Source organism: Janthinobacterium sp. FW305-129 (genome assembly GCF_020858115.1).
In the GTDB taxonomy this organism is placed as follows: domain Bacteria; phylum Pseudomonadota; class Gammaproteobacteria; order Burkholderiales; family Burkholderiaceae_D; genus Janthinobacterium.
Genome location: NZ_JACYMM010000016.1, coordinates 1 through 24,144 on the forward strand (window position 1 = coordinate 1; position 24,144 = coordinate 24,144).

The 24,144-nt window shown below is 62.4% G+C and carries 22 protein-coding genes; 6 read left to right on the forward strand and 16 right to left on the reverse strand.

Features of this window, described 5'->3' with window-relative positions:
- Nucleotides 1-200: 200 nt before the first annotated feature.
- Nucleotides 201-1,415 carry an amino acid aminotransferase gene (locus IGS61_RS25460; RefSeq protein ID WP_230542145.1) on the reverse strand — a complete coding sequence of 405 codons (1,215 nt, stop codon included), beginning with the start codon at nt 1,413-1,415 and terminating at the stop codon, nt 201-203.
- A gap of 112 nt (nt 1,416-1,527) precedes the next feature.
- Here IGS61_RS25460 and uvrB point away from each other — a divergent pair, with 112 nt between their 5' ends.
- The 6 genes from uvrB (at nt 1,528) to IGS61_RS25490 (ending at nt 8,964) form a co-directional block, all read left to right on the forward strand.
- Nucleotides 1,528-3,615, forward strand: coding sequence for an excinuclease ABC subunit UvrB (gene uvrB, locus IGS61_RS25465; RefSeq protein WP_230542146.1), 2,088 nt, complete (start codon nt 1,528-1,530; stop codon nt 3,613-3,615).
- Nucleotides 3,616-3,893: 278 nt separating this feature from the next.
- Nucleotides 3,894-4,571: a hypothetical protein gene (locus tag IGS61_RS25470; protein ID WP_230542147.1), complete on the forward strand. Its 678-nt coding sequence runs from the start codon at nt 3,894-3,896 to the stop codon at nt 4,569-4,571.
- A 289-nt stretch (nt 4,572-4,860) separates the two neighbouring features.
- Nucleotides 4,861-5,319 carry a hypothetical protein gene (locus tag IGS61_RS25475; protein WP_230542148.1) on the forward strand — a complete coding sequence of 153 codons (459 nt, stop codon included), beginning with the start codon at nt 4,861-4,863 and terminating at the stop codon, nt 5,317-5,319.
- A 74-nt stretch (nt 5,320-5,393) separates the two neighbouring features.
- Nucleotides 5,394-6,821, forward strand: a complete 1,428-nt coding sequence (locus IGS61_RS25480; RefSeq protein ID WP_230542149.1) for a Dyp-type peroxidase — start codon at nt 5,394-5,396, stop codon at nt 6,819-6,821.
- A 285-nt stretch (nt 6,822-7,106) separates the two neighbouring features.
- The gene (locus IGS61_RS25485; RefSeq protein ID WP_230542150.1) at nt 7,107-8,168 is read left to right on the forward strand and encodes an AI-2E family transporter; all 1,062 of its coding nucleotides are present in this window, start codon (nt 7,107-7,109) and stop codon (nt 8,166-8,168) included.
- A gap of 136 nt (nt 8,169-8,304) precedes the next feature.
- Nucleotides 8,305-8,964 carry a glutathione S-transferase family protein gene (locus IGS61_RS25490; protein ID WP_230542151.1) on the forward strand — a complete coding sequence of 220 codons (660 nt, stop codon included), beginning with the start codon at nt 8,305-8,307 and terminating at the stop codon, nt 8,962-8,964.
- A gap of 6 nt (nt 8,965-8,970) precedes the next feature.
- Here the strand turns inward: IGS61_RS25490 and IGS61_RS25495 are convergent, their stop codons facing one another.
- The 15 genes from IGS61_RS25495 to ispG all read right to left on the reverse strand — a co-directional run bounded on the left by IGS61_RS25495 (nt 8,971) and on the right by ispG (nt 24,092).
- Entirely contained in the window at nt 8,971-9,276 is a 306-nt protein-coding gene (locus tag IGS61_RS25495; protein WP_034752016.1) for an NIPSNAP family protein, read from the reverse strand.
- Nucleotides 9,273-10,208 (reverse strand): WD40 repeat domain-containing protein, encoded by a 936-nt coding sequence (locus IGS61_RS25500; protein ID WP_230542152.1) that lies wholly within the window; start codon nt 10,206-10,208, stop codon nt 9,273-9,275. The genes IGS61_RS25495 and IGS61_RS25500 overlap by 4 nt, the downstream gene beginning before the upstream one ends.
- The gene (locus IGS61_RS25505; protein WP_230542153.1) at nt 10,205-10,714 is read right to left on the reverse strand and encodes a GNAT family N-acetyltransferase; all 510 of its coding nucleotides are present in this window, start codon (nt 10,712-10,714) and stop codon (nt 10,205-10,207) included. Before IGS61_RS25505 ends, IGS61_RS25500 begins: the two co-directional genes overlap by 4 nt.
- 65 nt (nt 10,715-10,779) lie before the next feature.
- Complete coding sequence (locus tag IGS61_RS25510; RefSeq protein ID WP_034752020.1) at nt 10,780-11,325, reverse strand: phosphoribosyltransferase; 546 nt, start codon at nt 11,323-11,325, stop codon at nt 10,780-10,782.
- 66 nt (nt 11,326-11,391) lie between these two features.
- The gene (locus IGS61_RS25515; protein ID WP_034752021.1) at nt 11,392-12,705 is read right to left on the reverse strand and encodes an adenylosuccinate synthase; all 1,314 of its coding nucleotides are present in this window, start codon (nt 12,703-12,705) and stop codon (nt 11,392-11,394) included.
- A 3-nt stretch (nt 12,706-12,708) separates the two neighbouring features.
- A complete protein-coding gene (locus tag IGS61_RS25520) occupies nt 12,709-13,869 on the reverse strand; it encodes an ATP phosphoribosyltransferase regulatory subunit (RefSeq protein ID WP_230542154.1) in 1,161 nt (386 codons plus the stop codon).
- Nucleotides 13,870-14,139: 270 nt separating this feature from the next.
- The gene (gene hflC, locus IGS61_RS25525; RefSeq protein ID WP_230542155.1) at nt 14,140-15,027 is read right to left on the reverse strand and encodes a protease modulator HflC; all 888 of its coding nucleotides are present in this window, start codon (nt 15,025-15,027) and stop codon (nt 14,140-14,142) included.
- On the reverse strand, nt 15,027-16,322 hold the full coding sequence (gene hflK / locus IGS61_RS25530) for an FtsH protease activity modulator HflK (protein WP_230542156.1): 1,296 nt from the start codon (nt 16,320-16,322) through the stop codon (nt 15,027-15,029). The genes hflC and hflK overlap by 1 nt, the downstream gene beginning before the upstream one ends.
- Nucleotides 16,323-16,324: 2 nt before the next feature.
- On the reverse strand, nt 16,325-17,545 hold the full coding sequence (gene hflX / locus IGS61_RS25535; RefSeq protein ID WP_230542157.1) for a GTPase HflX: 1,221 nt from the start codon (nt 17,543-17,545) through the stop codon (nt 16,325-16,327).
- Nucleotides 17,546-17,659: 114 nt separating this feature from the next.
- Nucleotides 17,660-17,896: an RNA chaperone Hfq gene (gene hfq, locus IGS61_RS25540; protein WP_008450615.1), complete on the reverse strand. Its 237-nt coding sequence runs from the start codon at nt 17,894-17,896 to the stop codon at nt 17,660-17,662.
- A gap of 227 nt (nt 17,897-18,123) precedes the next feature.
- Nucleotides 18,124-19,470, reverse strand: coding sequence for a ribosome biogenesis GTPase Der (der, locus tag IGS61_RS25545; RefSeq protein ID WP_070221915.1), 1,347 nt, complete (start codon nt 19,468-19,470; stop codon nt 18,124-18,126).
- 4 nt (nt 19,471-19,474) lie between these two features.
- A complete protein-coding gene (gene bamB, locus IGS61_RS25550; RefSeq protein ID WP_230542158.1) occupies nt 19,475-20,620 on the reverse strand; it encodes an outer membrane protein assembly factor BamB in 1,146 nt (381 codons plus the stop codon).
- A gap of 85 nt (nt 20,621-20,705) precedes the next feature.
- Nucleotides 20,706-21,374 carry a YfgM family protein gene (locus tag IGS61_RS25555; RefSeq protein ID WP_092710303.1) on the reverse strand — a complete coding sequence of 223 codons (669 nt, stop codon included), beginning with the start codon at nt 21,372-21,374 and terminating at the stop codon, nt 20,706-20,708.
- 54 nt (nt 21,375-21,428) lie between these two features.
- On the reverse strand, nt 21,429-22,790 hold the full coding sequence (gene hisS, locus IGS61_RS25560; RefSeq protein ID WP_076566952.1) for a histidine--tRNA ligase: 1,362 nt from the start codon (nt 22,788-22,790) through the stop codon (nt 21,429-21,431).
- 33 nt (nt 22,791-22,823) lie between these two features.
- Nucleotides 22,824-24,092, reverse strand: coding sequence for a flavodoxin-dependent (E)-4-hydroxy-3-methylbut-2-enyl-diphosphate synthase (gene ispG, locus IGS61_RS25565; RefSeq protein ID WP_230542159.1), 1,269 nt, complete (start codon nt 24,090-24,092; stop codon nt 22,824-22,826).
- Nucleotides 24,093-24,144 lie beyond the last annotated feature (52 nt).

Genomic DNA, 24,144 nt, shown 5'->3' on the forward strand with positions numbered 1-24,144 from the left:
CCGACCTGGACTCGAACCAGGGACCTGCGGATTAACAGTCCGTCGCTCTACCAACTGAGCTATCAGGGAAAAGAGGCAATATTATATGTCGCTTGTTTCATATTTGCAAGACTGATACTGCATCATCACAAACACGGCCATCGCCGACTTTCTACTGCCATCAGCGCCGCACTTGCATGCAGCGCCGAAGAAGCAAGATCTTAAAGCACTTTGGCGATCGCGTCAATAACGATGTCGATATTGCGCGAATTCAATGCTGCCACGCAGATACGGCCCGTGTCGACGGCGTAGATCGACTGCTCGCGCAGCGACGCCACCTGCTCCTTGGTGAGACCGGAGTACGAGAACATGCCGATTTGCTGGCGCACGAATTCGAAGTCGTGGCCTGGCGCCTTGGCTTTCAGTTTTTCCACGAAGGCATTGCGCATTTCGCGGATGCGCACGCGCATGCCGGCCAGTTCTTCTTCCCACAGCTGGCGCAGTTCCGGCGTGGCCAGGACGGTGGCGACCACCTTGCCGCCATGGACTGGCGGGTTCGAGTAGTTGGTGCGCACGACGCGCTTCAGCTGCGACAGCAGACGGGCAGCTTCATCGGCGCTGGCGGCGACGACGCTCAGGGCGCCCACGCGCTCGCCGTACAGCGAGAACGATTTCGAGAACGAGTTCGACACCAGCAGCGGGCCGCCCGCGTCGGCAAAGCGGCGCACCACGGCGCCGTCTTCGGCGATGCCGTTGGCGAAACCTTGATAAGCCATGTCCAGGAACGGCACCAGGCCGCGCGCGGTGACGACGGCGATGATCTGATCCCACTGGGCCACACTCAGGTCGGCGCCGGTCGGGTTGTGGCAGCAAGCGTGCAGCACGACGATGGAACCGGCTGGCATGGCGTTCAGGCTGGCCAGCATGCCGTCAAAGTTCACGCCATGGGTGGCGGCATCGTAGTACGTGTAGTTATTCACGACGAAACCGGCGTTTTCGAACAGCGCGCGGTGGTTTTCCCAGCTCGGGTCGCTGATGTAGACCTGGGCACCCGGCGCGAAGCGCTGCAGGAAGTCGGCACCGATCTTCAGTGCGCCCGTGCCGCCGATGGCTTGCACGGTGACGGCGCGGCGCTCTTGAATTACGGCGCTGTCGGCGCCAAATACGAGTTCCTGCACCGCCTTGTCGTAGGCAGCCAGGCCTTCGATCGGCAGATAGGTGCGTGGCGCAGCCTGTTCGATCAGGATGGCTTCCGCCTTGCGTACGCAAGCTAACAGAGGCACCTTGCCGTTGTCGTCATAATAGACGCCAACGCCCAGATTGATTTTGGCGGGATTCTGGTCCGCGTTAAATGCTTCGGTGATGCCCAGGATCGGGTCGCGTGGGGCCATCTCGATGGCGCTAAACAGACTGGCAGAAACAGTTGGGTTCGTCATGATAAGATTGGATTCGATTGGAAGCAGGTTCACAGCGGAGTTGTAGACAGCGCCCCAAAATACAACGCCAGGGCCGCCAGCAGAGCACTATTCTAACAAAGGTCTGATTCACATGCCCGAATTATCTACCGCCAGCGAGGCGGAAAGCGCAATTATCTCTTTCCCGGACTCCCCCTTCAAGCTGCACCAGCCCTTCCCTCCGGCCGGCGATCAGCCCACGGCGATCGCCCAGTTATCCGAGGGGATTGCCGACGGGCTGGCCTTCCAGACCCTGCTGGGCGTGACCGGTTCGGGCAAGACTTACACCATGGCCAACGTCATCGCGCGCATGGGCCGGCCCGCCATCGTCTTCGCGCCGAACAAGACCCTGGCGGCGCAGCTGTACAGCGAGTTCCGCGACTTTTTCCCGCAAAACGCCGTCGAATACTTCGTCAGCTACTACGATTACTACCAGCCCGAAGCCTACGTGCCGCAGCGCGACCTGTTCATCGAAAAGGATTCGTCGATCAACGAACATATCGAGCAGATGCGCCTGTCGTGCACCAAGTCGCTGATGGAGCGGCGCGACGTCATCATCGTCGCCACCGTCTCGGCCATCTACGGTATCGGCAATCCGAACGAATACCACCAGATGATCCTGACCCTGCGCGTGAAGGACAGGGTCGCCCAGCGCGACGTCATTGCGCGCCTGATCCAGATGCAGTACACGCGCAACGAGGTCGATTTCGGCCGCGGCACCTTCCGCGTGCGCGGCGACACCATCGACATCTTCCCCGCCGAGCATGCGGAACTGGCCGTGCGCCTGGAAATGTTCGACGATGAGATCGAGTCGATCCAGCTGTTCGACCCGCTGACGGGCCGCGTGCGGCAAAAAATCCCCCGCTTCACCGTGTACCCGGGTTCGCACTATGTGACGCCGCGCTCCACCGTGCTGCGCGCCGTCGAAACCATCAAGGACGAGCTGCGCGAGCGTCTGGAGTTCTTCCGCAAGGAGAATAAGCTGATCGAGGAACAGCGGCTGGAACAGCGCACGCGCTTCGACCTGGAAATGATGGCGGAAATCGGTTTCACCAAGGGTATCGAGAACTATTCGCGCCATTTGAGCGGCGCGCTGCCGGGCGAACCGCCGCCAACGCTGGTCGATTATCTGCCGCCCGACGCCCTGATGTTCCTCGACGAGTCGCACGTGCTGACGGGCCAGCTGAGCGCCATGTACAACGGCGACCGCTCGCGCAAGACCAACCTGGTCGACTACGGCTTCCGCCTGCCGTCCGCGCTCGACAACCGGCCCTTGAAATTCGAGGAATTCGAACAGAAGATGCGCCAGACCGTGTTCGTCTCGGCCACCCCGGCAGACTACGAAAAGAACCACTCCGACCAGGTGGTCGAACAGGTGGTGCGCCCCACGGGCCTGGTCGACCCGCAGATCATCGTGCGCCCCGCCAGCAGCCAGGTGGACGACCTGATGTCGGAAATCGTCGAGCGCATCAAGAAGGACGAGCGCGTGCTGGTGACGACTTTAACCAAGCGCATGTCGGAGCAATTGACGGAATACCTGGGCGACCATGGCATCAAGGTGCGCTATCTGCACAGCGATATCGAGACGGTGGAGCGCGTGGAAATCCTGCGCGACCTGCGCCTGGGCACCTTCGACGTGCTGGTGGGGATCAACCTGCTGCGCGAGGGCCTGGACTTGCCGGAAGTGTCGCTGGTCGCCATCCTCGACGCGGACAAGGAAGGCTTTTTGCGTTCCGAGCGCAGCCTGATCCAGACCATCGGCCGCGCCGCGCGCAACCTGAATGGCACGGCGATCCTGTACGGCGACCGCATCACGGACTCCATGCGCCGCGCCATCGATGAAACGGAACGCCGCCGCGCCAAGCAGATCGCTTTCAATACGGCCAACAACATCGTGCCGATCGGCGTGAAAAAATCGATCCGCGAAATGATCGACGGCGTCTACAGCCCGCAGGAAGCGCGCGAAACGCTGCAAGTGGCGCAGGAAGCGGCGAAGTTCGAAGCCATGAGCGAAAAGCAGGTGAGCAAGGAAATCAAGCGCCTGGAAAAGCTGATGGTCGACCACGCCAAGAACCTGGAGTTCGAAAAGGCGGCGCAGGTGCGCGACCAGCTGCATGTCCTCAAGCAGCAGCTGTTCGGCGCGCCCGGCACCGACAACGTGGCGTCGATCCTGGGCAAATAAACGGCCGGGCGCTTCGCCCAGCACCAGCCAGCTGCCGACGCCATCCCCATTGAGTCCCGGCAGCTCGACGATCCGCGTGCGCAGGCATTCGAAGTCCACGCGCCGCACTTCCTGTCGACGATGGCCTGAGGCCGGATAGGACAGCTTGACAAAATCACCGCGCGGGCGCGTTTTCCGGCACCTCGGGGAGCGCCGGCTGCATACTTTGCGAAAGCTGTTTACAGTACTGTTGCAAATTTGCATACTAGTGCCATCTTACTCCTGGGAAACATGAACAGATGAGCACCGTCCCTGCGCAGCACCGCCTGGCTTTCCGCCCGCGCCGTCAAGGCTGGGCCGTCGCAGCCGTTGCCGTCTTGCACCTGGCCTTGCTCTGGGCGGTCATGCGGCCAGTCCACAGGAGCGTGGAGCACGATGAGCGCGTCTGGCTGCAGCTGATGCCGCCATTGCCAGCGCCACGGGGATTCGTTGCGCCTGTCGAGCCTGAGCCTGCGCCGCCACGCCCGCAGGCGCTTCCTGCCGATCCGGCAATAGCCACATCGCCACCCAAGGCAACGCCTGCCACCACGCCGCCAGAACAGCCGCCAGACGCGCCCAAGGCTGGCGCCCTCACCCTGGCGCAACGGGCCCTGCAAGCGGCCGGCGCCATCGACCGCCAGCTGCGCGCCGAGCATCCGCAGGAATTTGTAGCGCCGCCCGATACGGCGCAGACGCGCCTGGCGAAAGGCTTTGCGGAAGCGCATGCGGCGGTCAAGCCGAAGTGGTTCGAAGCGGCCCGCATCGAATTGTGGAGCGCGCCGAACGACCCCAAGCGCATTTACCGCATCATCACGGCGACCGGAGAATATTGCATCTACATGCCGGACAAGGGCAACATGACGCTGAACCTCAGCGCACGGTCCGGCTATGCCGGTTTTGGCGAAGGGACTGCGGCACCTTGTCCGATACGGTTCTAGGGCGCAGAAAGCGAGGCGCCGTCCCCTCATGCCAAAATAACAGCCCCGGAACCTGGCGCCGCCAGCGGTGCCACTTGCGCTTCCAGAAACAGGCCGGCACTGCCTGGCAGCAGAGCGCAGACCGGCGTCAAGCAGCCTCAGCAACTATCCACATGAGACCGCATTTCACATCATTATCATGATGCAATAGTGCGTATTTAGCAACAAGTGTAAAAATATAGTTTTTGACGCAGTTGGCGCCACGGCGTAGTGTCGGTCGTCCCGACAACCACGTAATGAGGAGCCTCCCATGGCAAATCCACTGTGCTTAATGATGCCGGTACTACCCGGCACCAATCCGACCGCCATCGCCGCAACATTGGTGGAATACCAGGCGAAGATCAATGCCGCCCTCACCGATATCGGTACCGTGCACTTTGCCCGCTTCACCCTGTTCGACCGCTCCCAGCCCAATCTGCTGCCCAACCTTCAATCGACGGGTACTTCCGATACCCTGATCATCGGCGTGATCACCGAGTATGACGGCAGCTTCAACGACTACATCGAAGATTTCGTGGACCAGCTTGGCGACGTATTCGACGCACTGCTGCAGTTTGTCGTGGGTGGCAAGGCGCTGATGCCCGTTGCCACGCACGTGACCGCATTTGAGGCCTTCATCACGGCCAACGACGCCGCGCAGCACGTGCCCAATACCGGCCTGTATAGCGCCTATCCGCAGACCGTCCAGAAAATCCTCGCCTCGGTCTGAACCGAACACCACGCCGGGGCTGCGCAAGCGGCCCCACCACCCTGCCAGCCACCACCCCAGCCCCCGGAGACAGCATGGCCGATCCCACCATCGATTACGACGACGTGCAAGGCACGATCTTGCGCGGCTACCGCGTCAACCTGGCGCGCCATTTCATCTTCAGCATCACGGATGCGGCGCAGGCACGGCGCATCATCACGGCCCTGCTCGACGGCAGCGACGGCCTGCCATCCATTACCACCGCGCGCCATATCCACCCTAAGCCGCCCTGCTTCCTGAACCTCAGCTTTACCGCTCCCGGCCTGTCGGCGCTGGGCGTTGCCGCGACCGACCTGGCCACCTTTGACCAGGCATTTCAACGGGGCGCCGCCGACCCGGCCAGCGTGAAAGCCGTGGGCGACGTGGGCGACAGCGCCCCCGAACACTGGCTCGGCAACCTGGGACCGGCGACCGAGGCCGGCCAGGTGCATGCGCTGCTGAGCCTATGGGTCAGCGAATCGGCGGAAGTGCTGCAGGCGACCTCGGTCAAGCTACGCCGCGCCTTTGCCGCCGGCTGGCGTGAACTGTATGCGCATGATGGCGTGGCCCTGCCAGGCAACCGCGTGCATTTCGGCTACCGCGACAGCATCGCCCAGCCGGACGTCGATGGCGCCCCGCAGCGCAAGCGCGAGCATGACCCTGATCCGCTCAACAGCGTCATGACGGGGGAATTCCTGCTCGGCTATCAGAATGAGAACGGCGGCACCTACCAGGTGCAGCCGCCGCAGCTGTCCACCAATGGCAGCTATGCCGCCTTCCGCATCCTGGAGCAGGACGTGCCCCTGTTCGACAGCATCCTGAGCCAGGGCGCGGCCAGTTCCGGGCTCAGCACCGAAATGGTGGCCGCCAAGATGTGCGGGCGCTGGCGCAATGGCAATCCGCTCGTGCTCAGGCCGGACGAGGCCGGCCCCGTGCTGCCGGACGCCAGCCTGAACCGCTTTCACTATGTCGATGGGCAACCGGAACTGGATGACACGCTGGGCCTGAAATGCCCGATCGGCGCGCATATCCGCCGCAACAATCCGCGCGACGAAGCCGTCGTGGGCGCCTCCGCCCGCCACCACCGCATCGTGCGGCGCGCCATGCCCTACGGTAGCGAATATGATCCGGCCACCCCCATCGCAGAGCAGCGCGGCCTGGTCGGCTATTTCATCAATGCCAGCCTGCGCAATCAGTTCGAATTCCTGATGAAGCAATGGAACAATGATGATACTTTCGTCAAATCGGCCGTCGGTCCAGCCGGTCCCGAGGCGGGCAATGCCACGCTCAACATCAGCGGCCAGGACGTGTTTCTGGGTGTCAACGACCCGGCCGTCAGTTCCTTCACCTTGCCCGGCGTGGGCCCCAAGGGCAGCGGCAACACGGAACTGCAACATTTCTCGCGCAGCGTCATCACGCGTGGCGGCGTGTATTGCTTTTTCCCCAGCATTACGGGACTGCGCTATCTGGCGAGCCTGGGCTAAGGTGCGGCTGCAAGCGAAACGGCCGCGCGCGAACGGCCAGGTTCGCTTGCACTGATACGGTCATTGCACTATCGTTGCAGCACGCGCGTGTTGCCAACCTGAAAATGTGATGGACGCCGGGGATCGGACACGGGGAACGACAGCTTGCCGGCATTGCCGCCAGCGCATTGCCCCCCCCCGGCGCGCCAGGTGCGCTCGCGCACGCAGCGCGACAATTGTATGGCGCAGCGCGCCACGCCTCGCTTATGATGGGCCAACTCAACCCCTATCATAGCGCTACCGCCCATGCAAACCCTCACGCTGCACCAGAAAGTGTTCTTGCTCCTCTTGAGCATCGTTACCATCGGCTTTGGCTGGATACTGGCGCCGTATGCGGGCGCCATCTTCTGGGGCGTCATCCTGGCGATCCTGTTCGCGCCCGTGTACCGCTGGCTGCTGGCCAAAACCAAGGGGCGCGCCGCCCTCGCGTCGCTGCTGACCTTGCTGCTGATCATCGTCATCGTCATCCTGCCGCTGTCGCTCATTTCCGTGTCGCTCGTGAACCAGGCAGCCAGCGTCGTGGAAATGGTACGTTCGGGCGAGATCACGGTCGGCATGTTCTTCAATAAAATCATGGCAGTGCTGCCGCAATGGCTGATCAACCTGCTCGACCGCTTCAACCTGACCAGCCTGGCCAGCCTGCAGGACAAGCTGGCCGAGGGTGCAACGCAGGTGAGCCAGGTGGTGGCAGTAAAAGCCATCAATGTGGGCCTGTACACCTTCGAATTTCTCACCAGCCTGTGCATCATGCTGTATCTGCTGTTTTTCCTCATGCGCGATGGCTCCGCCCTGTCGGCCCGCATCAAGAACGCCGTACCGCTGAGCCGCAAGTACAAGCAGCGCCTGTTCACCAATTTCACCACGGTGATCCGCGCCACCGTGAAGGGCAACATCCTCGTTGCAATCGCCCAGGGCGCCCTCGGCGGCCTGGCGTTCTGGTTCCTCGACGTGCCCGCGCCCCTGCTGTGGGCCGTGCTGATGGCCTTCCTGTCGCTGCTGCCGGCCGTCGGCGCCGCCCTCGTCTGGGCGCCGGTGGCCGCCTACTTCCTGGCCACGGGCGCCATCTGGCAAGGCGCGGGCCTGGCCGCCTTCGGCGTCTTCGTCATCGGCCTGGTCGACAACGTGCTGCGCCCCATCCTGGTGGGCAAGGATACCAAGATGCCCGACTACGTGGTGCTGCTGTCGACCGTGGGCGGCATGGCCCTGTTCGGCCTGAACGGCTTTGTCATCGGCCCCGTGGTGGCGGCCCTGTTCATCGCCTCGTGGGACCTGTTCGTCTCGGCCAAAGAGTTCCAGGCCGAGGATTGAGACCTGGCACTGGGGAGCGGGCAATGCCACGCCCGACATCAGCATGACCCGGAGCGCTTGCATTGATACGGTCATTGCACTATCGTTGCTGCACGCGCGTGTTGCCAACCCTTTCGCAATGACAGGAGATCCCATCGTGTCGCTGATCCTCTACGGCCATCCCTTTTCCTCGTACACGCAGAAGGTGCTCATCGCCCTGTACGAAAACGCCATACCTTTCGACTTCCGCTGCCTGGCGCCGGACATGCCCCGGCACCTTCAGGAATGGCTGGAGCGCTGGCCGCTGCGCAAGTTTCCCCTGCTGGTGGACGGAGAGCGCAACGTCGCCGAGACCAGCATCATCATCGAATACCTGCAACTGGCCCATCCCGGCCCGCTGCGCCTGCTGCCGGACGAGCCCATGCAGGCGCTGGACGTGCGTTTTCTCGACCGCTATTTCGACCTGCACGTCATGACGCCCGTGCAGCATGCCGTCGGCGCCGCCCTGACCGGCGACCCGGCAAAGACCCGTGAAGGCCGCGCGTTTGCCGGCGAAAAGCTGAACCTCGCCTACGCCTGGCTGGAAAATCACCTGGCCGGCAGGACGTGGGCCGCCGGCGACCACTTCAGCCTGGCCGACTGCGCCGCTGCCCCATCGCTGTTCTATGCGGACTGGACGCAGCCGATTCCCGCCACCTTGCCCCTGCTGCGCGCCTACCGCGCCCGCCTGCTGGCCCGTCCATCGTTCGCCCGCGCGGTAGAAGAGGCACGCCCGTACCGCCACCTCTTCCCCCTGGGCGCGCCGCAGCGCGATTGAGGCAGATCAAGCAAACACAGGCCTGAAAAAACTGCGCTCGTAGCTGACGATGCAGCGCGTCTCTTCTGCATAGCGGAAAGCGGCCTGGCATTCGGCGTCCTGCATCGAGTCGCTGCGGTACTGCTCGTACAGGGCCAGGCTGGGAAACGAGAACATGGCCAGCGCCACGTTGCTGGCCCCCTCGGATGGCAAAAAATAGCCGTGGTGCTGGCCGCCGAAGCGCTCGACCAGCGGTATCCACAGCTTGCCGTAGGCTTCGAATTCCCGCAATTTGTACGGGTCGATGATGTAGCGCAAATAACAGGTGATCATGCGGTTTCCTCGTGAATGTTCAACTCCATCAGCATGCCGGATTCCCAGGAGCCGATGGCGGCCAATGGCGAGCCGGGCAAAAAATCCAGCGCGCAGGGATACATCAAAGCGTGTTGTGTCAGCACGTCGAGGCCCGGCCAGCAATAAAACAGCAGCTTGCCCTTGCCGATGCGTCCCAGCGCGCTGCCGTCGGGTAGCCAGTGCAGGGCGTCGCCCGTGCCGCCGCCCGCCTCCACCGGCACCCTGGCCAGACAGCTCCCATCGGCCAGCGCATACATCGACAGATACTGCGCGCCGCCCGTGTGGTGCAGCACGGCCAGAAATTCGCCGTCCGGCGACGGCGCACATGACATCATGCCCGGCAGCGACAGCGCCACCGTCCCTCCTCCCGCCTGCAGGGGCCAGTCCCACACGCTGCAGTAGTCGGGCGGCTGCACCTGCCCTTCGTCCACCGACTTGACGCCGTGCTGAACCAGCAAACGCCGCCCGCCATCGATGGCGTCGATCGTGTGCATGGCGCGCAGCATCTGGCCCGGGTGCTCCTGCATGAAAAGCACCTCGCCCGTCTGCGCGTCGCGCACGCGCAGGCGGCCATCCCAGCCGCCGTCGGCAAGATACCGGCCGCAGGGTGACCACGCGGGGCCGCAGCCTTCGCCATCCTTCTTGTTCTGGAAGTTCACCAGCAACTGGCCCGCCTCGGCATCCACCACGGCCATCTGGCCCGTCGTGCTCTTGATGGCCAGCCGGCCACCGTCGGGCGAAAACGCCATGCCCGACATGTGCGCGATGAATTTGCCGCGCCACAGCTTCTGGCGCGCCGCCACGTCCCACAGCACCAGGTCGCGCCCCAGCACGGCCAGATGCGCGCCATCGGGCGAGAACCGCACGCCGTAGCTGCAGCCCAGCTTCAAGGGCTTGCGCGTCGCCGTCATGGACGCGCCAGGCGGTACACCACGCTGTCGATATCGTAATGGCGTTCCATGCCCACGTATTGCATGCCCAGGCGCGTCATGACCTTGATCGAGGCGGCGTTGCCGGGATGGGCCACGGCCACCACTTCGGGCGCGCCGACGACGTCGAACGCATGCGCGACGATGGCATTGGCCGCCTCGCTGGCGTAGCCCTGGCCCCAGCTGGTCCGCGCCAGGCGCCAGCCGATTTCAAGGGGGTTGGCCCTGTCGCCGGAGAGGTGCTGCAGGCACGCCATGCCCACCAGCTCACCGTCATCGAGGCGTATCAGCGCCCACCACGAATAGCCCCATTCGGCCCAGCGGCCCATGGTGCGGGCGATGGCCGCGCGCGTCACCTCTTCCGACTCGGGCTGGCCCGCGTTCAGGTAAGTCATCACCTCGGGATCGGTGTTGAGCGTGCGCATGCGCTCGTAGTGGCTCTCGTTGATCGGTTCCAGGCGCAGGCGCGCCGTCGTCAGTATGGTCATCGCATTTCCTTGGACGAAAAAAAAGACGATACACGATCGTCTTTTTTTTGCAAGCGCGCACGCAATTACTTGCCTGCTTCGCCCTTCTTGATCCACGCCGCCAGCTGGTGCGGACGCAGGCCGTCGTAGTCTTCGAACGGCTGATGGATCCACGGATTGTGCGGCAGTTCGTCGAGGAAGTAGTCGGGACGCACGACGGAGCAGCCTTTGAGCCAGATCACGGCCGATTTGACTTCGGTCACGTCAGGGAAGTTTTCCTTCAGGTGACGCGTGACCTTGTCCAGCGTGACGCCCGAATCGGCCAGGTCGTCAACCAGCAGGATGCGGCCGGCCAGCGGGCCCTTGGTCATGGTCATGTACTTGGCGATATCGAGGTCGCCGCGCACCGTGCCCGCGTCTTCGCGGTAGGAGCTGGTCGACAGGATGGCCAACGGCAAATCAAAGATGCGCGAGAACACGTCGCCGGGACGCACGCCGCCGCGCGCCAGGCACAATACCTGGTCGAATTTCCAGCCCGATTCGTAGACCTTGAGCGCCAGGCGCTCGATCAGGCGGTGGTACTCTTCCCAGTTGACCCAGAGATGTTGATCGTTCGATTGTGGGGTAGTCATGATAGTGAAATCTTATTATTAGCGTGATTAAAAAAATCCGCCTTGCGGCGGATTGTGTCCAGCAGCTTACTCGAATGGGTGGCGCAGCACGATCGTTTCTTCACGATCCGGGCCGGTCGAAACCATGTCCACCGGTACGCCGACCAGTTCTTCGATGCGCTTGATGTAAGCGCGCGCCGTGGCCGGCAGGGCCGCCAGCGATTTCGCGCCGACCGTGCTTTCCGTCCAGCCCGGCATCTCTTCGTACACCGGTACGCAACGGGCGGCTTCTTCAGCGCCCGATGGGAAGATGTCCGTGGCGACGCCGTCGATGGTGTAGCCGGTGCACAGTTTCAGCGTTTCGATACCGTCCAGCACGTCCAGCTTGGTCAGGCACATGCCCGTCACGCCGTTGATCTGCACGGAGCGGCGCAGCAAGGCGGCGTCGAACCAGCCGCAGCGGCGGGCACGGCCCGTCACGGTGCCGAATTCATGGCCGACTTGTGCCAGGTGGTGGCCGACGCCCGCATCCGTTGGCAGTTCCGAAGGGAACGGGCCGGAACCGACGCGCGTCGTGTAAGCCTTGGTGATGCCCATGATGTAGTGCAGCATGCCAGGACCGACACCCGAACCGGCGGCGGCATTGCCGGCCACGCAGTTCGACGAGGTGACGAACGGATAGGTGCCGTGGTCGACGTCGAGCAGGGAACCCTGCGCGCCTTCGAACAGCAGGTTCGCGCCGGCCTTGTGCGCCTTGTACAGCGCGCTCGATACGTCGGTGACCATCGGACGCAGACGCGGCACATAGGCCAGCGCGTCGTCGAGGGTCTTCTGATAGTCGACTTTCGGCGCCTTCAGGTAGTTTTCCAGCACGAAGTTGTGGTAATCGAGGTTTTCGGCCAGCTTTTCGGCAAAGCGCTTCTCGTTCAGCAGGTCGGCGATACGGATCGCGCGGCGCGCCACCTTGTCTTCGTAGGCCGGGCCGATGCCCTTGCCGGTGGTGCCGATCTTCGCATCGCCACGCTTGGCTTCACGCGCCAGGTCGATCGCGGTGTGGTAAGGCAGGATCACAGGCGCCGCGTCCGACACTTTCAGGCGCGAGGCGACTTCGACGCCGACCGCTTCGAGCTTGTCGATTTCGCGCAGCACGTCCGGCACGGAAACGACTACGCCGTTACCGATGTAGCAGGCAACGCCTGGACGCATGATGCCCGACGGGATCAGCTGCAGCGCGGTTTTCACGCCGCCGATGACCAGCGTGTGGCCTGCATTGTGGCCGCCCTGGAAGCGCACCACGCCTTGGGCGTGATCGGTCAACCAATCGACGATCTTGCCTTTACCTTCATCGCCCCATTGGGTGCCGATGACAACAACGTTCTTTGCCATAATTTTCTTTGACATCACTCAACCTAAGTTTTTAAGAATCCAGCTACTACCATTATCGGCAAGTACCAGCACGCGATCGCACTCGAACTCGTCTTGTTCATTACTGTGACCCGGCATGCTCTGGATCACGACCTCGCCCGCCTTGCGCAACTCGGCGATTTTTTCCTTCAATTCTGGCGCACTGCCCCACGGCGCGCGGATCGAATGCTTCCGTTCCGCGGTCGGCAACAGGCGCGCCAGTTCGCGCAAATCGAGCGAGAAGCCGGTCGCGGGACGTGCCCGGCCGAACGCTTCGCCGACGTGGTCATAACGGCCGCCGCGCGCAACCGCGTTCGGCAAGCCAGGTACATACAGCGCAAACATCGCGCCACTTTCATATTGGTAGCCGCGCAGGTCGGCCAGGTCAATCGCCACTTCGGCGCGGCCCAGGGCCGATCCTGCCAGCGCGGCCAGTTCGGCCAGCGCTTTCAGCACGCCCGGCAGCGGCGGCAGCACTTCGCGCGCACGTGCCAGCACGTCGATGTCGCCGTACAGGTTCGGCAAGGCCAGCAGCGCATCGCGCGTGACGGCGTCGTAACCGGCAGTCAGGGCGCGCAGGCCAGGCGCATCTTTCGCGCGCAGCAGGCTGTACAGCGCAGCTTCGTCGCGCACGGCGTTCGCGTCTTGCGCAATGATAGCGCGCAACAGGCCGACGTGCGACAAATCCAGGCGCACGCTGTCGAAACCGGCCAGCGCCAGCGACGCGAGCGCCAGTTCCTGGATCTCGGCATCCGCTTCCAGGCCGGCGTGGCCATAGATTTCGGCGCCGATCTGCAGCGGTTCGCGGGTGGAGTGCAGGCCCGACGGACGGGTATGCAGCACGCTGCCGGCATAGCACAGGCGGGTGACGGTGGCACGGTTGAGCAGGTGCGCGTCGATGCGCGCCACTTGCGTCGTCATGTCGGCGCGCAGGCCGAGCATGCGGCCCGACAGCTGGTCGACCAGTTTGAACGTGCGCAGGTCGGTATCCTTGCCAGCGCCGGTCATCAGCGATTCCAGATACTCGAGCAGCGGCGGCATCACCAGTTCATATCCGTACAGACGGAAATTATCCAGCATGAGGCGGCGCAGCTCTTCGATCTTGCGCGCTTCCGACGGCAGAACATCGGCAATATTTTCGGGCAAAAGCCAATTCGGCATGAGGGAGCGAGATACGGAAGAAAGTTGAAAAAATGCATCATGCGAGGCAGCGGCGGGCGCGCCAGGCAAGAGGCCGAACCTGATATTTTACGCGAAAACACGGGCCTTTAGGGATAAGTTGTCCGAATCGCTGCCGCACAGCCCTAAAAACACCGCATTTTACGCCTTCCCGCAACAGCTTGGCAGGCACAAAAAAAACGGGGCCGGCATCGATGCCGGCCCCGCTGCTGCCGCCCCCGTCCTTGCGGCCCGGTGCAGTGCGATGCTGCCTTACTTCTTGGACGGAGCGGCCGTGCCGTTACCCTTGAAGTACTTGAAGAATTCCGAGCTCGGATCGACCACCATCACGTCACCCTTGTCCTTGAAGGTGGCGCGGTAGGCTTCCAGGCTGCGGTAGAACTTGTAGAACTCCGGATTCTTGCCAAACGCTTCCGCATAGATCTGCGACGCCTTGGCATCGCCCTCGCCGCGGATCTTCTCGGCTTCGCGGTAGGCTTCGGCCAGGATCACCGTGCGCTGCTTGTCGGCGTCGGCGCGGATTTTCTCGGAGTCGGCCGAACCGGTCGAACGCAGTTCATTCGCCACACGCACGCGCTCGGACTTCATGCGCTCGTACACGGAGTTGTTGATCTGCTCGACGTAGTCGACGCGTTTCAGGCGCACGTCGACGATGCCCACGCCGATGGCCTCGGCCTCGGCCGCCACCTTGGCCTTGATCGCCTGCATCACCTTGCCACGCTCGCCCGAGATCACTTCGCGCACCGTGCGCTTGGTGATTTCATCGTTCAGCGCGGCCTTGACGATTTGCGACATGCGGTTGCGGGCGCGGCTTTCATCGCCGCCGAAGCTGCGGAAATAGGTCTTCGGATTGACGATGCGCCACTTCACATACGCGTCGACGAGGATGTTCTTCTTCTCGGCCGTGATGAAGCGTTCCGGCTCCGGCGTGTCCAGGGTCAGGATGCGCTTGTCCAGGTAGATGACGTTCTGGAACGGCGGCGGCAGCTTGAAATACAGGCCCGGCGCGCTGATGACTTCCTTGACTTCACCGAGGGCGAAGACGACCGCGTATTTACGCTGATCGACGACGAACACGGTCGAGGACAAGAGCATGATCGCGATAAAGCCCGCGATCAGGGCGGCGACGATACGGTTCATTAGCGGCTCTCCCGTTCACGCGAAGAGCGGCTGTCGCGACGCGAATTGACTTCTACTGTCTGCATGGCTTCCTGTGGCATTACGGTATTGGCTGCGGGTGCGGCCGCTGCGGCGCGCGCTGCCGCGGCCGAGGCGTCCGACGCCGCCTGCTGGGCGATCAACTTGTCGAGCGGCAGGTACAGCAGATTGCTGCCCGTCTTCGCGTCGACCATGACCTTGCTGGCGCTGCTGAACACTTGCTGCATCGTTTCCAGGTACATGCGGTCGCGCGTGACGGCCGGCGCCTTCTGGTATTCGACCAGCACCTGCTTGAAGCGCGACGCATTACCTTCGGAGTTCTCAGTCACCATGGCCCGGTAGGCCTCGGCTTCCTGCAGCAGGCGGAATGCTGAGCCGCGTGCTTTTGGAATGACGTCATTGGCGTAGGCCTGGCCTTCATTCTTCTGGCGCTCACGGTCCTGGCCTGCCTTGACGGCATCGTCGAAGGCGGCTTGCACCTGCTCCGGCGGCTGCACGGCCTGCATCGTCACATTGTTAATCAACACGCCAGCCTTGTAACCATCAAGAATCTGCTGCATCAATTTCTGCGTGTCAAAGGCCACTTTCTCGCGACCTTCATACAGCACGAAGTCCATCTTGCTGCGGCCGACCACTTCGCGGATCGCCGTCTCGGCGACCTGGCGCAGGGTGTCTTCCTGGTCGCGCACGCTGAACAGCCATTCCACCGGATCTTTCAAGGTGTACTGCACCGCGAACTGGATATCGATGATGTTTTCATCATCCGTCAGCATCAGCGACTCGCTGGCCTGCTTGTTGCGCAGCGACTGGCGGTAACCCACTTCCACCGTGCGCACCTGCGACACGTTGACGGTTTCATCGGTCTGGAACGGATACGGCCAGCGCCAGTTGAGACCGGCCGGCGCCGTGCGCGTGTATTGGCCAAACGTCAGCACCACGCCGCTCTGGCCCTCTTGCACGATAAAGGCGCCGCTGGCGAGCCAGATGAAGACGGCGATCACGCCGACCACGCCGGCGGTGATGCCGGCGCCCTTCATGTCGGGACGCGGGCCGCTGCCGCCACCGTTGTTATTGCCGCCGTTGTCGGGACGGTTCTTCTGTCCGAAAAACGCGTTCAGGCGCTGATTGAAATCGCGCCACAGCTGATCGAGGTCCGGCGGACCTTCGCCGGGCTTTTTGCCTTCTTGGGCTTTCTTGCCGTCGTCCTTGCGATTGCCCCAGCGGGGATCGTTCAGGGACAACTTCAAGCCTGTTTTTTTGAGTAGGGAGACAAGCATAACTATCGTGTTCCGACTTGGGAGTGGGTGGAAATCCTATCGTCCTCGCCAGGCTCTTCGTCCTGGTCCGGGGCGGCGCCATCGTGCTGGTCGTACTGACCGTCAAACTGATCTTCCTGTGCTTCATCGTTCTGGTACAGATGGGCCGAACCGGGCGCCTTCCTGGCCATCTCGACGATCGCATCGCGCAGCAGGTCGAGCCCGCTACCCTTCTGCGCACTGACGAACACGCGACTGATCGTAGCATATTCGTCGCGCTCCACCGAAGGCTCCAGCCCGGCCGCATCGATCTTGTTCCACACGAGGATTTGCGGAATATGATCGGCGCCGATCTCTTTCAAGACCAGGTTGACCTGCTCGATCTGCTCCATGCGCACCGGCGACGCGGCGTCGACGACGTGCAGCAGCAGATCGGCATGGATGGTTTCTTCGAGCGTGGCGCGGAAAGCAGCCACCAGCTGATGCGGCAATTCGCGCACGAAGCCGACCGTGTCGGAGATCACCACATTGCCCACTTCCTGGCCCAGGTAAACCCGGCGCGAGGTGGTGTCCAGGGTGGCGAACAGCTGGTCGGCGACGTACACGCCGGCCTTGGTCACGGCATTGAACAGGGTCGACTTGCCGGCATTGGTATAGCCGACGAGGGACACGGAGAATGTGTGATTGCGGCCGCGCGCGCGGCGCTGCGTTTCGCGCTGCTTGTGCAGCTTTTCCAGACGGGCGCGCAAGGACTTGACGCGCTCGCCGATCAGCCGGCGGTCGGTCTCGAGCTGCGTCTCGCCGGGACCGCGCAAGCCGATACCGCCCTTTTGCCGTTCCAGGTGGGTCCAGCCGCGGATCAGGCGCGTGGCCAGATGCTGCAGCTGGGCCAGCTCGACCTGCAGCTTGCCCTCGTGGCTCTTGGCGCGCTGCGCGAAGATGTCGAGGATCAGGCTGGTACGGTCGAGCACGCGCACATTCAGGCGCTTTTCCAGATTGCGCTGCTGGGCGGGCGAGAGGGCGTGATTGAAGATGACGATTTCCAGGCCATCGTTGACGACGGCGTCGCCAATTTCATCGGCCTTGCCGCTGCCGACGAAATACGCGGAATCGGGACTGGAACGCTTGGCCGTGATGGTGGAAATCGGATCCGCACCAGCCGAACGCGACAACAGCATGAGTTCCTCCATGCTGGCGGCGAAGTCGCTGTGACCGAAGTCAACCCCGACTAGTGCCGCGCGCATGATGGCATCTGATGAGTTGCGGCGGACGCCGACGCCGATGCAAACGCATCAGCGCCGCTGGCGCGGACGGGGGCGATGGAGGGTGAAAGGCGCTGGGCCGTCAAGCTCAACGCTTTACTCCGCTTCAGATTCAATATTGAGATTGACGGCACGGGCCGGCACCACTGTCGAGATGGCATGCTTGTACACCATCTGCGTAACCGTATTGCGCAGCAATACGACATATTGATCGAACGATTCGATATGGCCCTGCAATTTAATGCCATTGACCAGGTAGATCGAGACAGGAACATGCTCTTTGCGTAATGCATTGAGGAATGGGTCTTGTAACAGTTGCCCTTTGTTGCTCATAACAGCTCCGTTGTTTATGTTGTTGTGTAAGAATTGGAGGCGACTCGCTTGATTTCAAGTGCTCTCACACCTTTCAAAGAAAGAAAGATGCGTCATAGCTACTGTAACCTGTTTTCGCGATCGCTGTCGCGCATGGCGCATTAACACTTTATTATTTCCGTGCAAAAGCCATTGAATTGGCTGTCGGCGCCGCATTATCTCTGCGGCGCCTTAATATGCACTTAATTTTACTTGCTTGGCGTGCGTGCAAACGGATTTTTACCCGTACGCAGTTCGATGCGCAGCGGCGTGCCGACCAGGGCAAACGTATCGCGGAAATGCTTTTCCAGATAACGCTTGTACGGATCGCCAACGGCGTCGAGCGCATTGCCGTGAATAACGATCACAGGCGGGTTCATGCCGCCCTGGTGGGCATAGCGCAGCTTCGGACGGATCGAGCCCTTGCGGCGCGGTTCCTGCTTCTCCACGGCCTCGATCAGGGCGCGCGTCAGCTTCGGTGTCGACAGGTCGCACATGGCGGCCGCGTAGGCGGCGTTGAGCGATTTCATCAGTGGACCGATGTTGGTGCCTTTCAGCGCCGAAATGAAATGCATCTGCGCGAACGACAGGAAATCGAGCTTGCGGTCGATATCGATCTTGATTTCATCGCGCTGGTGCGATTGCAAACCATCCCATTTGTTCACGGCCACGACCAGCGCGCGGCCCGATTCCAGGATGAAGCCGGCGATATGCGCGTCCTGCTCGGAAATATCCTGCTGCGCGTCGAGCATCAGCACGACCACGTTGGCTTCGGAAATCGACTGCAGCGTTTTCACCACCGAGAATTTCTCGATCGCTTCAAACACCTTGCCGCGGCGGCGGATACCGGCCGTGTCGATCAAGGTGTATTGCTGGCCATCGCGCTCGAACGGAATCTCGATCGAGTCGCGCGTCGTGCCCGGCATGTCGAAGGCGATCACGCGCTCTTCGCCCAGCAGGGTGTTGATCAAGGTCGACTTGCCCACGTTCGGACGGCCGACGAGGGCGATCTTGATGCCGCGGTCGGTCTTTTCCAGCTCTTCAGGCTCATCCGGACGCTGCGCGAACGCCAGGTCCAGCATCACTTCGACGAGGTCGTTGACGCCGTCGCCGTGCGCCGACGAGATCGCATACGGATCGCCCATGCCCAATTCATAGAATTCGGACACGACGGCCGTGTAGCGCATGCCTTCGCTTTTATTAACCACCAGCAAGACCGGACGGCCGCTCTTGCGCAGGAAGTCGACGATGGTCTTGTCATGCGGGGTCAGGCCCTGACGGCCGTCCACGATGAACACCACCACGTCGGCCTCGGCCACGGCCTGCTTGGTCTGCAGTGCCATCTGGTGCATGATGCCTTCCTTGGCGACGGGTTCGAAACCACCCGTATCGATGACCAGGAAGGGACGTTCGCCGACACGGCCTTCACCATAGTGACGATCGCGCGTCAACCCAGGCAAATCCGCCACCAGCGCATCGCGCGAGCGGGTCAGACGATTGAATAAAGTCGATTTCCCAACATTGGGTCGACCTACTAGTGCAATTACCGGCTTCATTGTATTACTCGACCGCGAGAGCGGTCACTGTCCCTGATTGGGTTTGAAAAATCAAATTCGAACCGGCAACAACAGGAGCCGAAACAATCGGGCTACCGTCGGTGCTGACACGACCTATTAATGCGCCATCTTCCCGTGACAGGAAGTGGATATAACCTTGATAGTCGCCGACGGCGACGCTGCGGCCGTAGGAGGCCGGCGTCGACAGGCGGCGGCGCGCCAGCGCCTCATTCTTCCAGGCGCTCTGGCCGCCTTCGCGGCTGAACGCCACCACGGCGCCCTGGGCGTCGGCGACGAACACGAAACGCTGGTCGACGGCCACGCCCACATCGGACGAAACCGGCTTGGTCCAGCGCGGCACGCCCGTGGCGGCATCGAAGCAGCCCGCCTTGCCCTGGTAGGTGACGGCGCACACTTCGCCTTCGAACACCACCGGCGCGCCGGCGATGTCGGAGACGCGCTCCAGTTCGGTAGCGCCGCGCGGTTCGCTGACGACGATCTCCCAGCGTACCACACCGGTGGCCGCCGTCAGTGCCAGCAGCTTGCCGCCCGGCTGGGCCACATAGATATTCGCGCCGCCCAGCACCATGCCCGGCGCATTGCGCAAGGTCAATGCTGGCGTGGCGCGCTGCACCGTCCACTTGCGTTCGCCCGTCTTGGCGTCGAAGCCGACGATGCGGTTGTCCACGCTGCGCACCACGACCACGCCCTGCCCCACGACGGGCGCCGTCAATACTTCGCTGGAGGCCTGTGCCTTCCACAACTGTTTGCCATCGGCGTCAAACGCCAGCACGGCGCCCTTGGCGGCGCCCACGGCCACCACACTGCCATCGCTGCCAGCGCTCGACGTGATGTCGCTGCCGGCCTTGATGCGCCACGTTTCACGGCCGCTGGCCGCATCCAGGCGCGCCAGCGCGCCATCGGCGTTGACCACGTACAGGCTGTTGCCGGCCAGCGCAGGCGTAAACGCGTACACGCCGGCCTTGCCGATCGAATACTTCCAGGCGTCGCGCACGGCAATGCTCGATTTTAACTCGACCAGCTTGGCCGGTTCGGCTTTCGGATCTTTCGAGGCGAACGGGTTCCAGGACGAGCAACCGGCCATCAGGGCCAACAGACTTGCAGCTACCAGCTTTTCAGTGACACGCATAAGTGTTATCCAACCTTTTTCTTGTACTTGTAAGGGCACGGCAGGCGGCGCACAACGCCGCGCGGCCGCACCATCAGTGTTCCTGTCAGGCGGCGGCCTTGTCAGCCTTGGCCTTGTCTTCCGGCACCGTACCGCCGATCGCTTCCAGTTTGACCTGGATCAATTGACGGCCTGGATTGTTCTTGTCCGTCGCGGCTATCGCGGCCAGGTAGGCCGTGCGGGCATCGGCCAGCTTGTTTTGCGCCACCAGGATGTCGCCCTTGCGGTCGGCCACGGCGCCGGCAAATTGCGCCACGGATGCCGTCGCCAGCACTTTCAACGCTTCATCGTAGGCTTTTTCGTCCAGCAAGACACCGGCCAGGCGCAGCTTGGCGATGGCCTTGTACTCTTCCGTGCCATGCTCGGCCACCCATTGCAGCTGGGTCTTCGCTGTTTTCAGGTCGTTCGCGTCGAACGCCACCTTGGCCGCAGCCAGGGCGCTCATCTGCGCATATGCCGTGCCGCTGAAGCGCGATTGCATGTCGCCAGCCGCGCGCATCACCTTGGCCGTGTCCTTGGCGGCGATGGCGTTTTGCAGTTCGTCGTACAACTGGCCCGCCTGCGCCGCCTGCGTGCGCTGGTAATACTGCCAGCCAGCCCAGCCGCTGTAGCCGGCCAGCGCCACGATCAGGACCCAGGAGGTCAGATTGCCATTGCGCTGCCACCAGGCCTTGAGGGTTGCCAGTTGTTCTTGTTCTTCGTGATCGTATGCCATGGGTCGTCAGTTTGAATGAGTAGTTGATCGAGGGTAGTACGGTCTTGCTGCAAATTAATGGTGGTGATGCACGTGGCCGCCAGGACCATGGTCGTGGCCGCAATCGTGGTCGCCGATGATCTGGTCCACCACGTAATCGACGACATCGTCGAACGGCACCGTGTTCTGCTGCGCGCCCGCATCGGCTTCGCGCATGGCTTTCACCGTGGCAACATTGTTGGCGATTTCATCGTCGCCCAGGATCACGGCAAACGCCGCGCCGCTGGCATCGGCTTTTTTCATTTGCGTCTTGAAGCTGCCGCCGCCGTTGCTCGCTGCGCAATGTAGCACAACGTCCAGGCCCGCATCGCGAATCCGCTCGGCCAGCACGAACGCTTGCAAGCCAGCCTGCTCGCCCTGGTGCACCAGGTACACGTCGCACTGGGCCGGGGCTTCCGGTTCAGCCGCATCCTTCATCAGCAGCACCAGGCGTTCCACGCCCATGCCGAAACCGACGGCGGGCGTCGATTTGCCGCCGAACATTTCCACCATGCCATCATAGCGGCCGCCGGCGCAGACCGTGCCTTGCGCGCCGAGCTTGTCGCTGACCCACTCGAACACCGTGCGGTTGTAGTAATCGAGGCCGCGCACCAGGCGTGGATTGATGGTGAACGGGATATTATTGTGGTTCAAGATCTTCTGCACGCCGTGGAAGTGGGCCAGCGATTCTTCGCCCAGGTAGTCCAGCAGCTTTGGCGCGCCATTGACCAGGTCCTGCATGGCAGGATTCTTGGTATCGAGGATGCGCAGCGGATTGCTGTGCAGGCGGCGCTTGGCTTCTTCGTCGAGCAGCTCGCTGTGGCTTTCCAGGTAGGCGATCAGGTCGGCGCGGTGGCGCAGGCGCTCGGCCGCGTCGCCGATCGAGTTCAGTTCCAGGCGGATGCCTTCCAGGCCCAGGTCATCCCACAGGCGGCGCGACAGCATGATGATCTCGGCGTCGATATCAGGGCCCGTGAAACCGATGGCTTCCACGCCGAACTGGTGGAACTGGCGGTAGCGGCCCTTTTGCGGACGCTCGTGGCGGAACATCTGGCCCTTGTACCACAGGCGTTTCGGGCCTTCGTACACGAGGTTGTGTTCGACCACGGCGCGCACCACGCCGGCCGTGCCTTCAGGACGCAGGGTCAGGTTGTCGCCGTTCATCGAGTCGGTGAACGAATACATTTCCTTTTCCACGATATCGGTGACGGCGCCGATGGCGCGCGCGAACAATTTCGTCTCTTCCACGATCGGCGTGCGGATCTGCTGGAAACCGTAGCTTTGCAGCACGGATTGCGCCGTGTTTTCAAACAATTCCCACAGCGGGGCGTCGGCGGGCAGGATATCGTTCATACCTTTGACGGCAGTGATCTTATCGAGTTTTTTATTTTCGGACATAGTGTTCTTCTTTACTTTTTTATCGGATCAGGCTCAGACGGCAACCGTGTTTCCATAGTGACTCTGTACATACTTCAAGACGATGTCCTGGAATTCCTCGACGATGCGTTCGCCGCGCAGGGTGACGACTTTTTCGCCATCCACAAACACGGGGGCGGCCGGCGACTCGCCCGTGCCGGGCAGGCTGATGCCGATGTTCGCATGCTTCGATTCGCCGGGACCGTTGACGATGCAGCCCATCACGGCCACGTTCATCGCTTCCACGCCCGGATACGACTTTTTCCACTCCGGCATCTGCTCGCGCAGATACGTCTGGATATTGTCGGCCAGTTCCTGGAAGGTGGTCGACGTCGTCCGCCCGCAGCCTGGGCAGGCGATCACCATGGGCGCGAACTTGCGCAAGCCCATGGTTTGCAGGATTTCCTGGCCGACGATGACTTCGCGCGTGCGGTCGCCGCCCGGTTCGGGCGTGAGCGAAATGCGGATGGTGTCGCCGATGCCCTCTTGCAGCAGCACGGCCAGGGCCGCAGTGGACGCCACGATGCCCTTGCTGCCCATGCCCGCTTCCGTCAGGCCCAGGTGCAGCGGATAGTCGCAGCGCTGCGCCAGTTCGCGGTACACGGCGATCAGGTCTTGCACACCAGAAACTTTGCACGACAGGATGATCTTGTCGCGCCCCAGGCCCAGCTCTTCGGCGCGCACGGCGTTTTCAATCGCCGACGTCACCAGCGCCTCGTACATGACGGCTTGCGCCGGCCATGGCTCGGCGCGGCCCGCGTTTTCGTCCATGATGCGTGCCAGCAAGGCTTGATCCAGGCTGCCCCAGTTCACGCCGATGCGCACCGGCTTGTCGTACTTGCAAGCCGCTTCGATCATTTGCGCAAATTGCGTGTCGCGCTTGGCGCCCTTGCCCACGTTGCCCGGATTGATGCGGTACTTCGACAGCGCGCGCGCGCAATCGGGATAATCGTTGAGCAGGGTATGGCCGTTGTAGTGGAAATCGCCCACCAGCGGCACGTCGATGTCCATCTTGTCGAGCTGCTCGCGGATGTAGGGGACGGCCGCGGCCGCTTCCGGACGGTCCACCGTCAGGCGCACCAGTTCCGAACCGGCACGCGCCAGTTCCTTGATCTGGATCGCCGTGCCGATGGCGTCGGCCGTATCCGTGTTCGTCATCGACTGCACCACCACGGGGGCGTCGCCGCCCACCCAGATCTGGCGCTGGCCATGCGAGATCAGTACCTTGCGGCTGTCGCGGCGGCCGGAAGGGCCGGAGCCGATCGCTGTTTTCGAGGTAGCCATAATATTATCTTGTGAGTTTGCTTATTTAAACTACTTGCTTAAACGACTGATT

Bases quoted from the DNA above. Each gene is read 5' to 3' on its own strand.
- IGS61_RS25460 (WP_230542145.1), bottom strand. From the start codon at position 1,415: ATGACGAACCCAACTGTTTCTGCCAGTCTGTTTAGCGCCATCGAGATG.
- uvrB (WP_230542146.1), top strand. From the start codon at position 1,528: ATGCCCGAATTATCTACCGCCAGCGAGGCGGAAAGCGCAATTATCTCT.
- IGS61_RS25470 (WP_230542147.1), top strand. From the start codon at position 3,894: ATGAGCACCGTCCCTGCGCAGCACCGCCTGGCTTTCCGCCCGCGCCGT.
- IGS61_RS25475 (WP_230542148.1), top strand. From the start codon at position 4,861: ATGGCAAATCCACTGTGCTTAATGATGCCGGTACTACCCGGCACCAAT.
- IGS61_RS25480 (WP_230542149.1), top strand. From the start codon at position 5,394: ATGGCCGATCCCACCATCGATTACGACGACGTGCAAGGCACGATCTTG.
- IGS61_RS25485 (WP_230542150.1), top strand. From the start codon at position 7,107: ATGCAAACCCTCACGCTGCACCAGAAAGTGTTCTTGCTCCTCTTGAGC.
- IGS61_RS25495 (WP_034752016.1), bottom strand. From the start codon at position 9,276: ATGATCACCTGTTATTTGCGCTACATCATCGACCCGTACAAATTGCGG.
- IGS61_RS25500 (WP_230542152.1), bottom strand. From the start codon at position 10,208: ATGACGGCGACGCGCAAGCCCTTGAAGCTGGGCTGCAGCTACGGCGTG.
- IGS61_RS25505 (WP_230542153.1), bottom strand. From the start codon at position 10,714: ATGACCATACTGACGACGGCGCGCCTGCGCCTGGAACCGATCAACGAG.
- IGS61_RS25510 (WP_034752020.1), bottom strand. From the start codon at position 11,325: ATGACTACCCCACAATCGAACGATCAACATCTCTGGGTCAACTGGGAA.
- IGS61_RS25515 (WP_034752021.1), bottom strand. From the start codon at position 12,705: ATGTCAAAGAAAATTATGGCAAAGAACGTTGTTGTCATCGGCACCCAA.
- IGS61_RS25520 (WP_230542154.1), bottom strand. From the start codon at position 13,869: ATGCCGAATTGGCTTTTGCCCGAAAATATTGCCGATGTTCTGCCGTCG.
- hflC (WP_230542155.1), bottom strand. From the start codon at position 15,027: ATGAACCGTATCGTCGCCGCCCTGATCGCGGGCTTTATCGCGATCATG.
- hflK (WP_230542156.1), bottom strand. From the start codon at position 16,322: ATGCTTGTCTCCCTACTCAAAAAAACAGGCTTGAAGTTGTCCCTGAAC.
- hflX (WP_230542157.1), bottom strand. From the start codon at position 17,545: ATGCGCGCGGCACTAGTCGGGGTTGACTTCGGTCACAGCGACTTCGCC.
- hfq (WP_008450615.1), bottom strand. From the start codon at position 17,896: ATGAGCAACAAAGGGCAACTGTTACAAGACCCATTCCTCAATGCATTA.
- der (WP_070221915.1), bottom strand. From the start codon at position 19,470: ATGAAGCCGGTAATTGCACTAGTAGGTCGACCCAATGTTGGGAAATCG.
- bamB (WP_230542158.1), bottom strand. From the start codon at position 20,620: ATGCGTGTCACTGAAAAGCTGGTAGCTGCAAGTCTGTTGGCCCTGATG.
- IGS61_RS25555 (WP_092710303.1), bottom strand. From the start codon at position 21,374: ATGGCATACGATCACGAAGAACAAGAACAACTGGCAACCCTCAAGGCC.
- hisS (WP_076566952.1), bottom strand. From the start codon at position 22,790: ATGTCCGAAAATAAAAAACTCGATAAGATCACTGCCGTCAAAGGTATG.
- ispG (WP_230542159.1), bottom strand. From the start codon at position 24,092: ATGGCTACCTCGAAAACAGCGATCGGCTCCGGCCCTTCCGGCCGCCGC.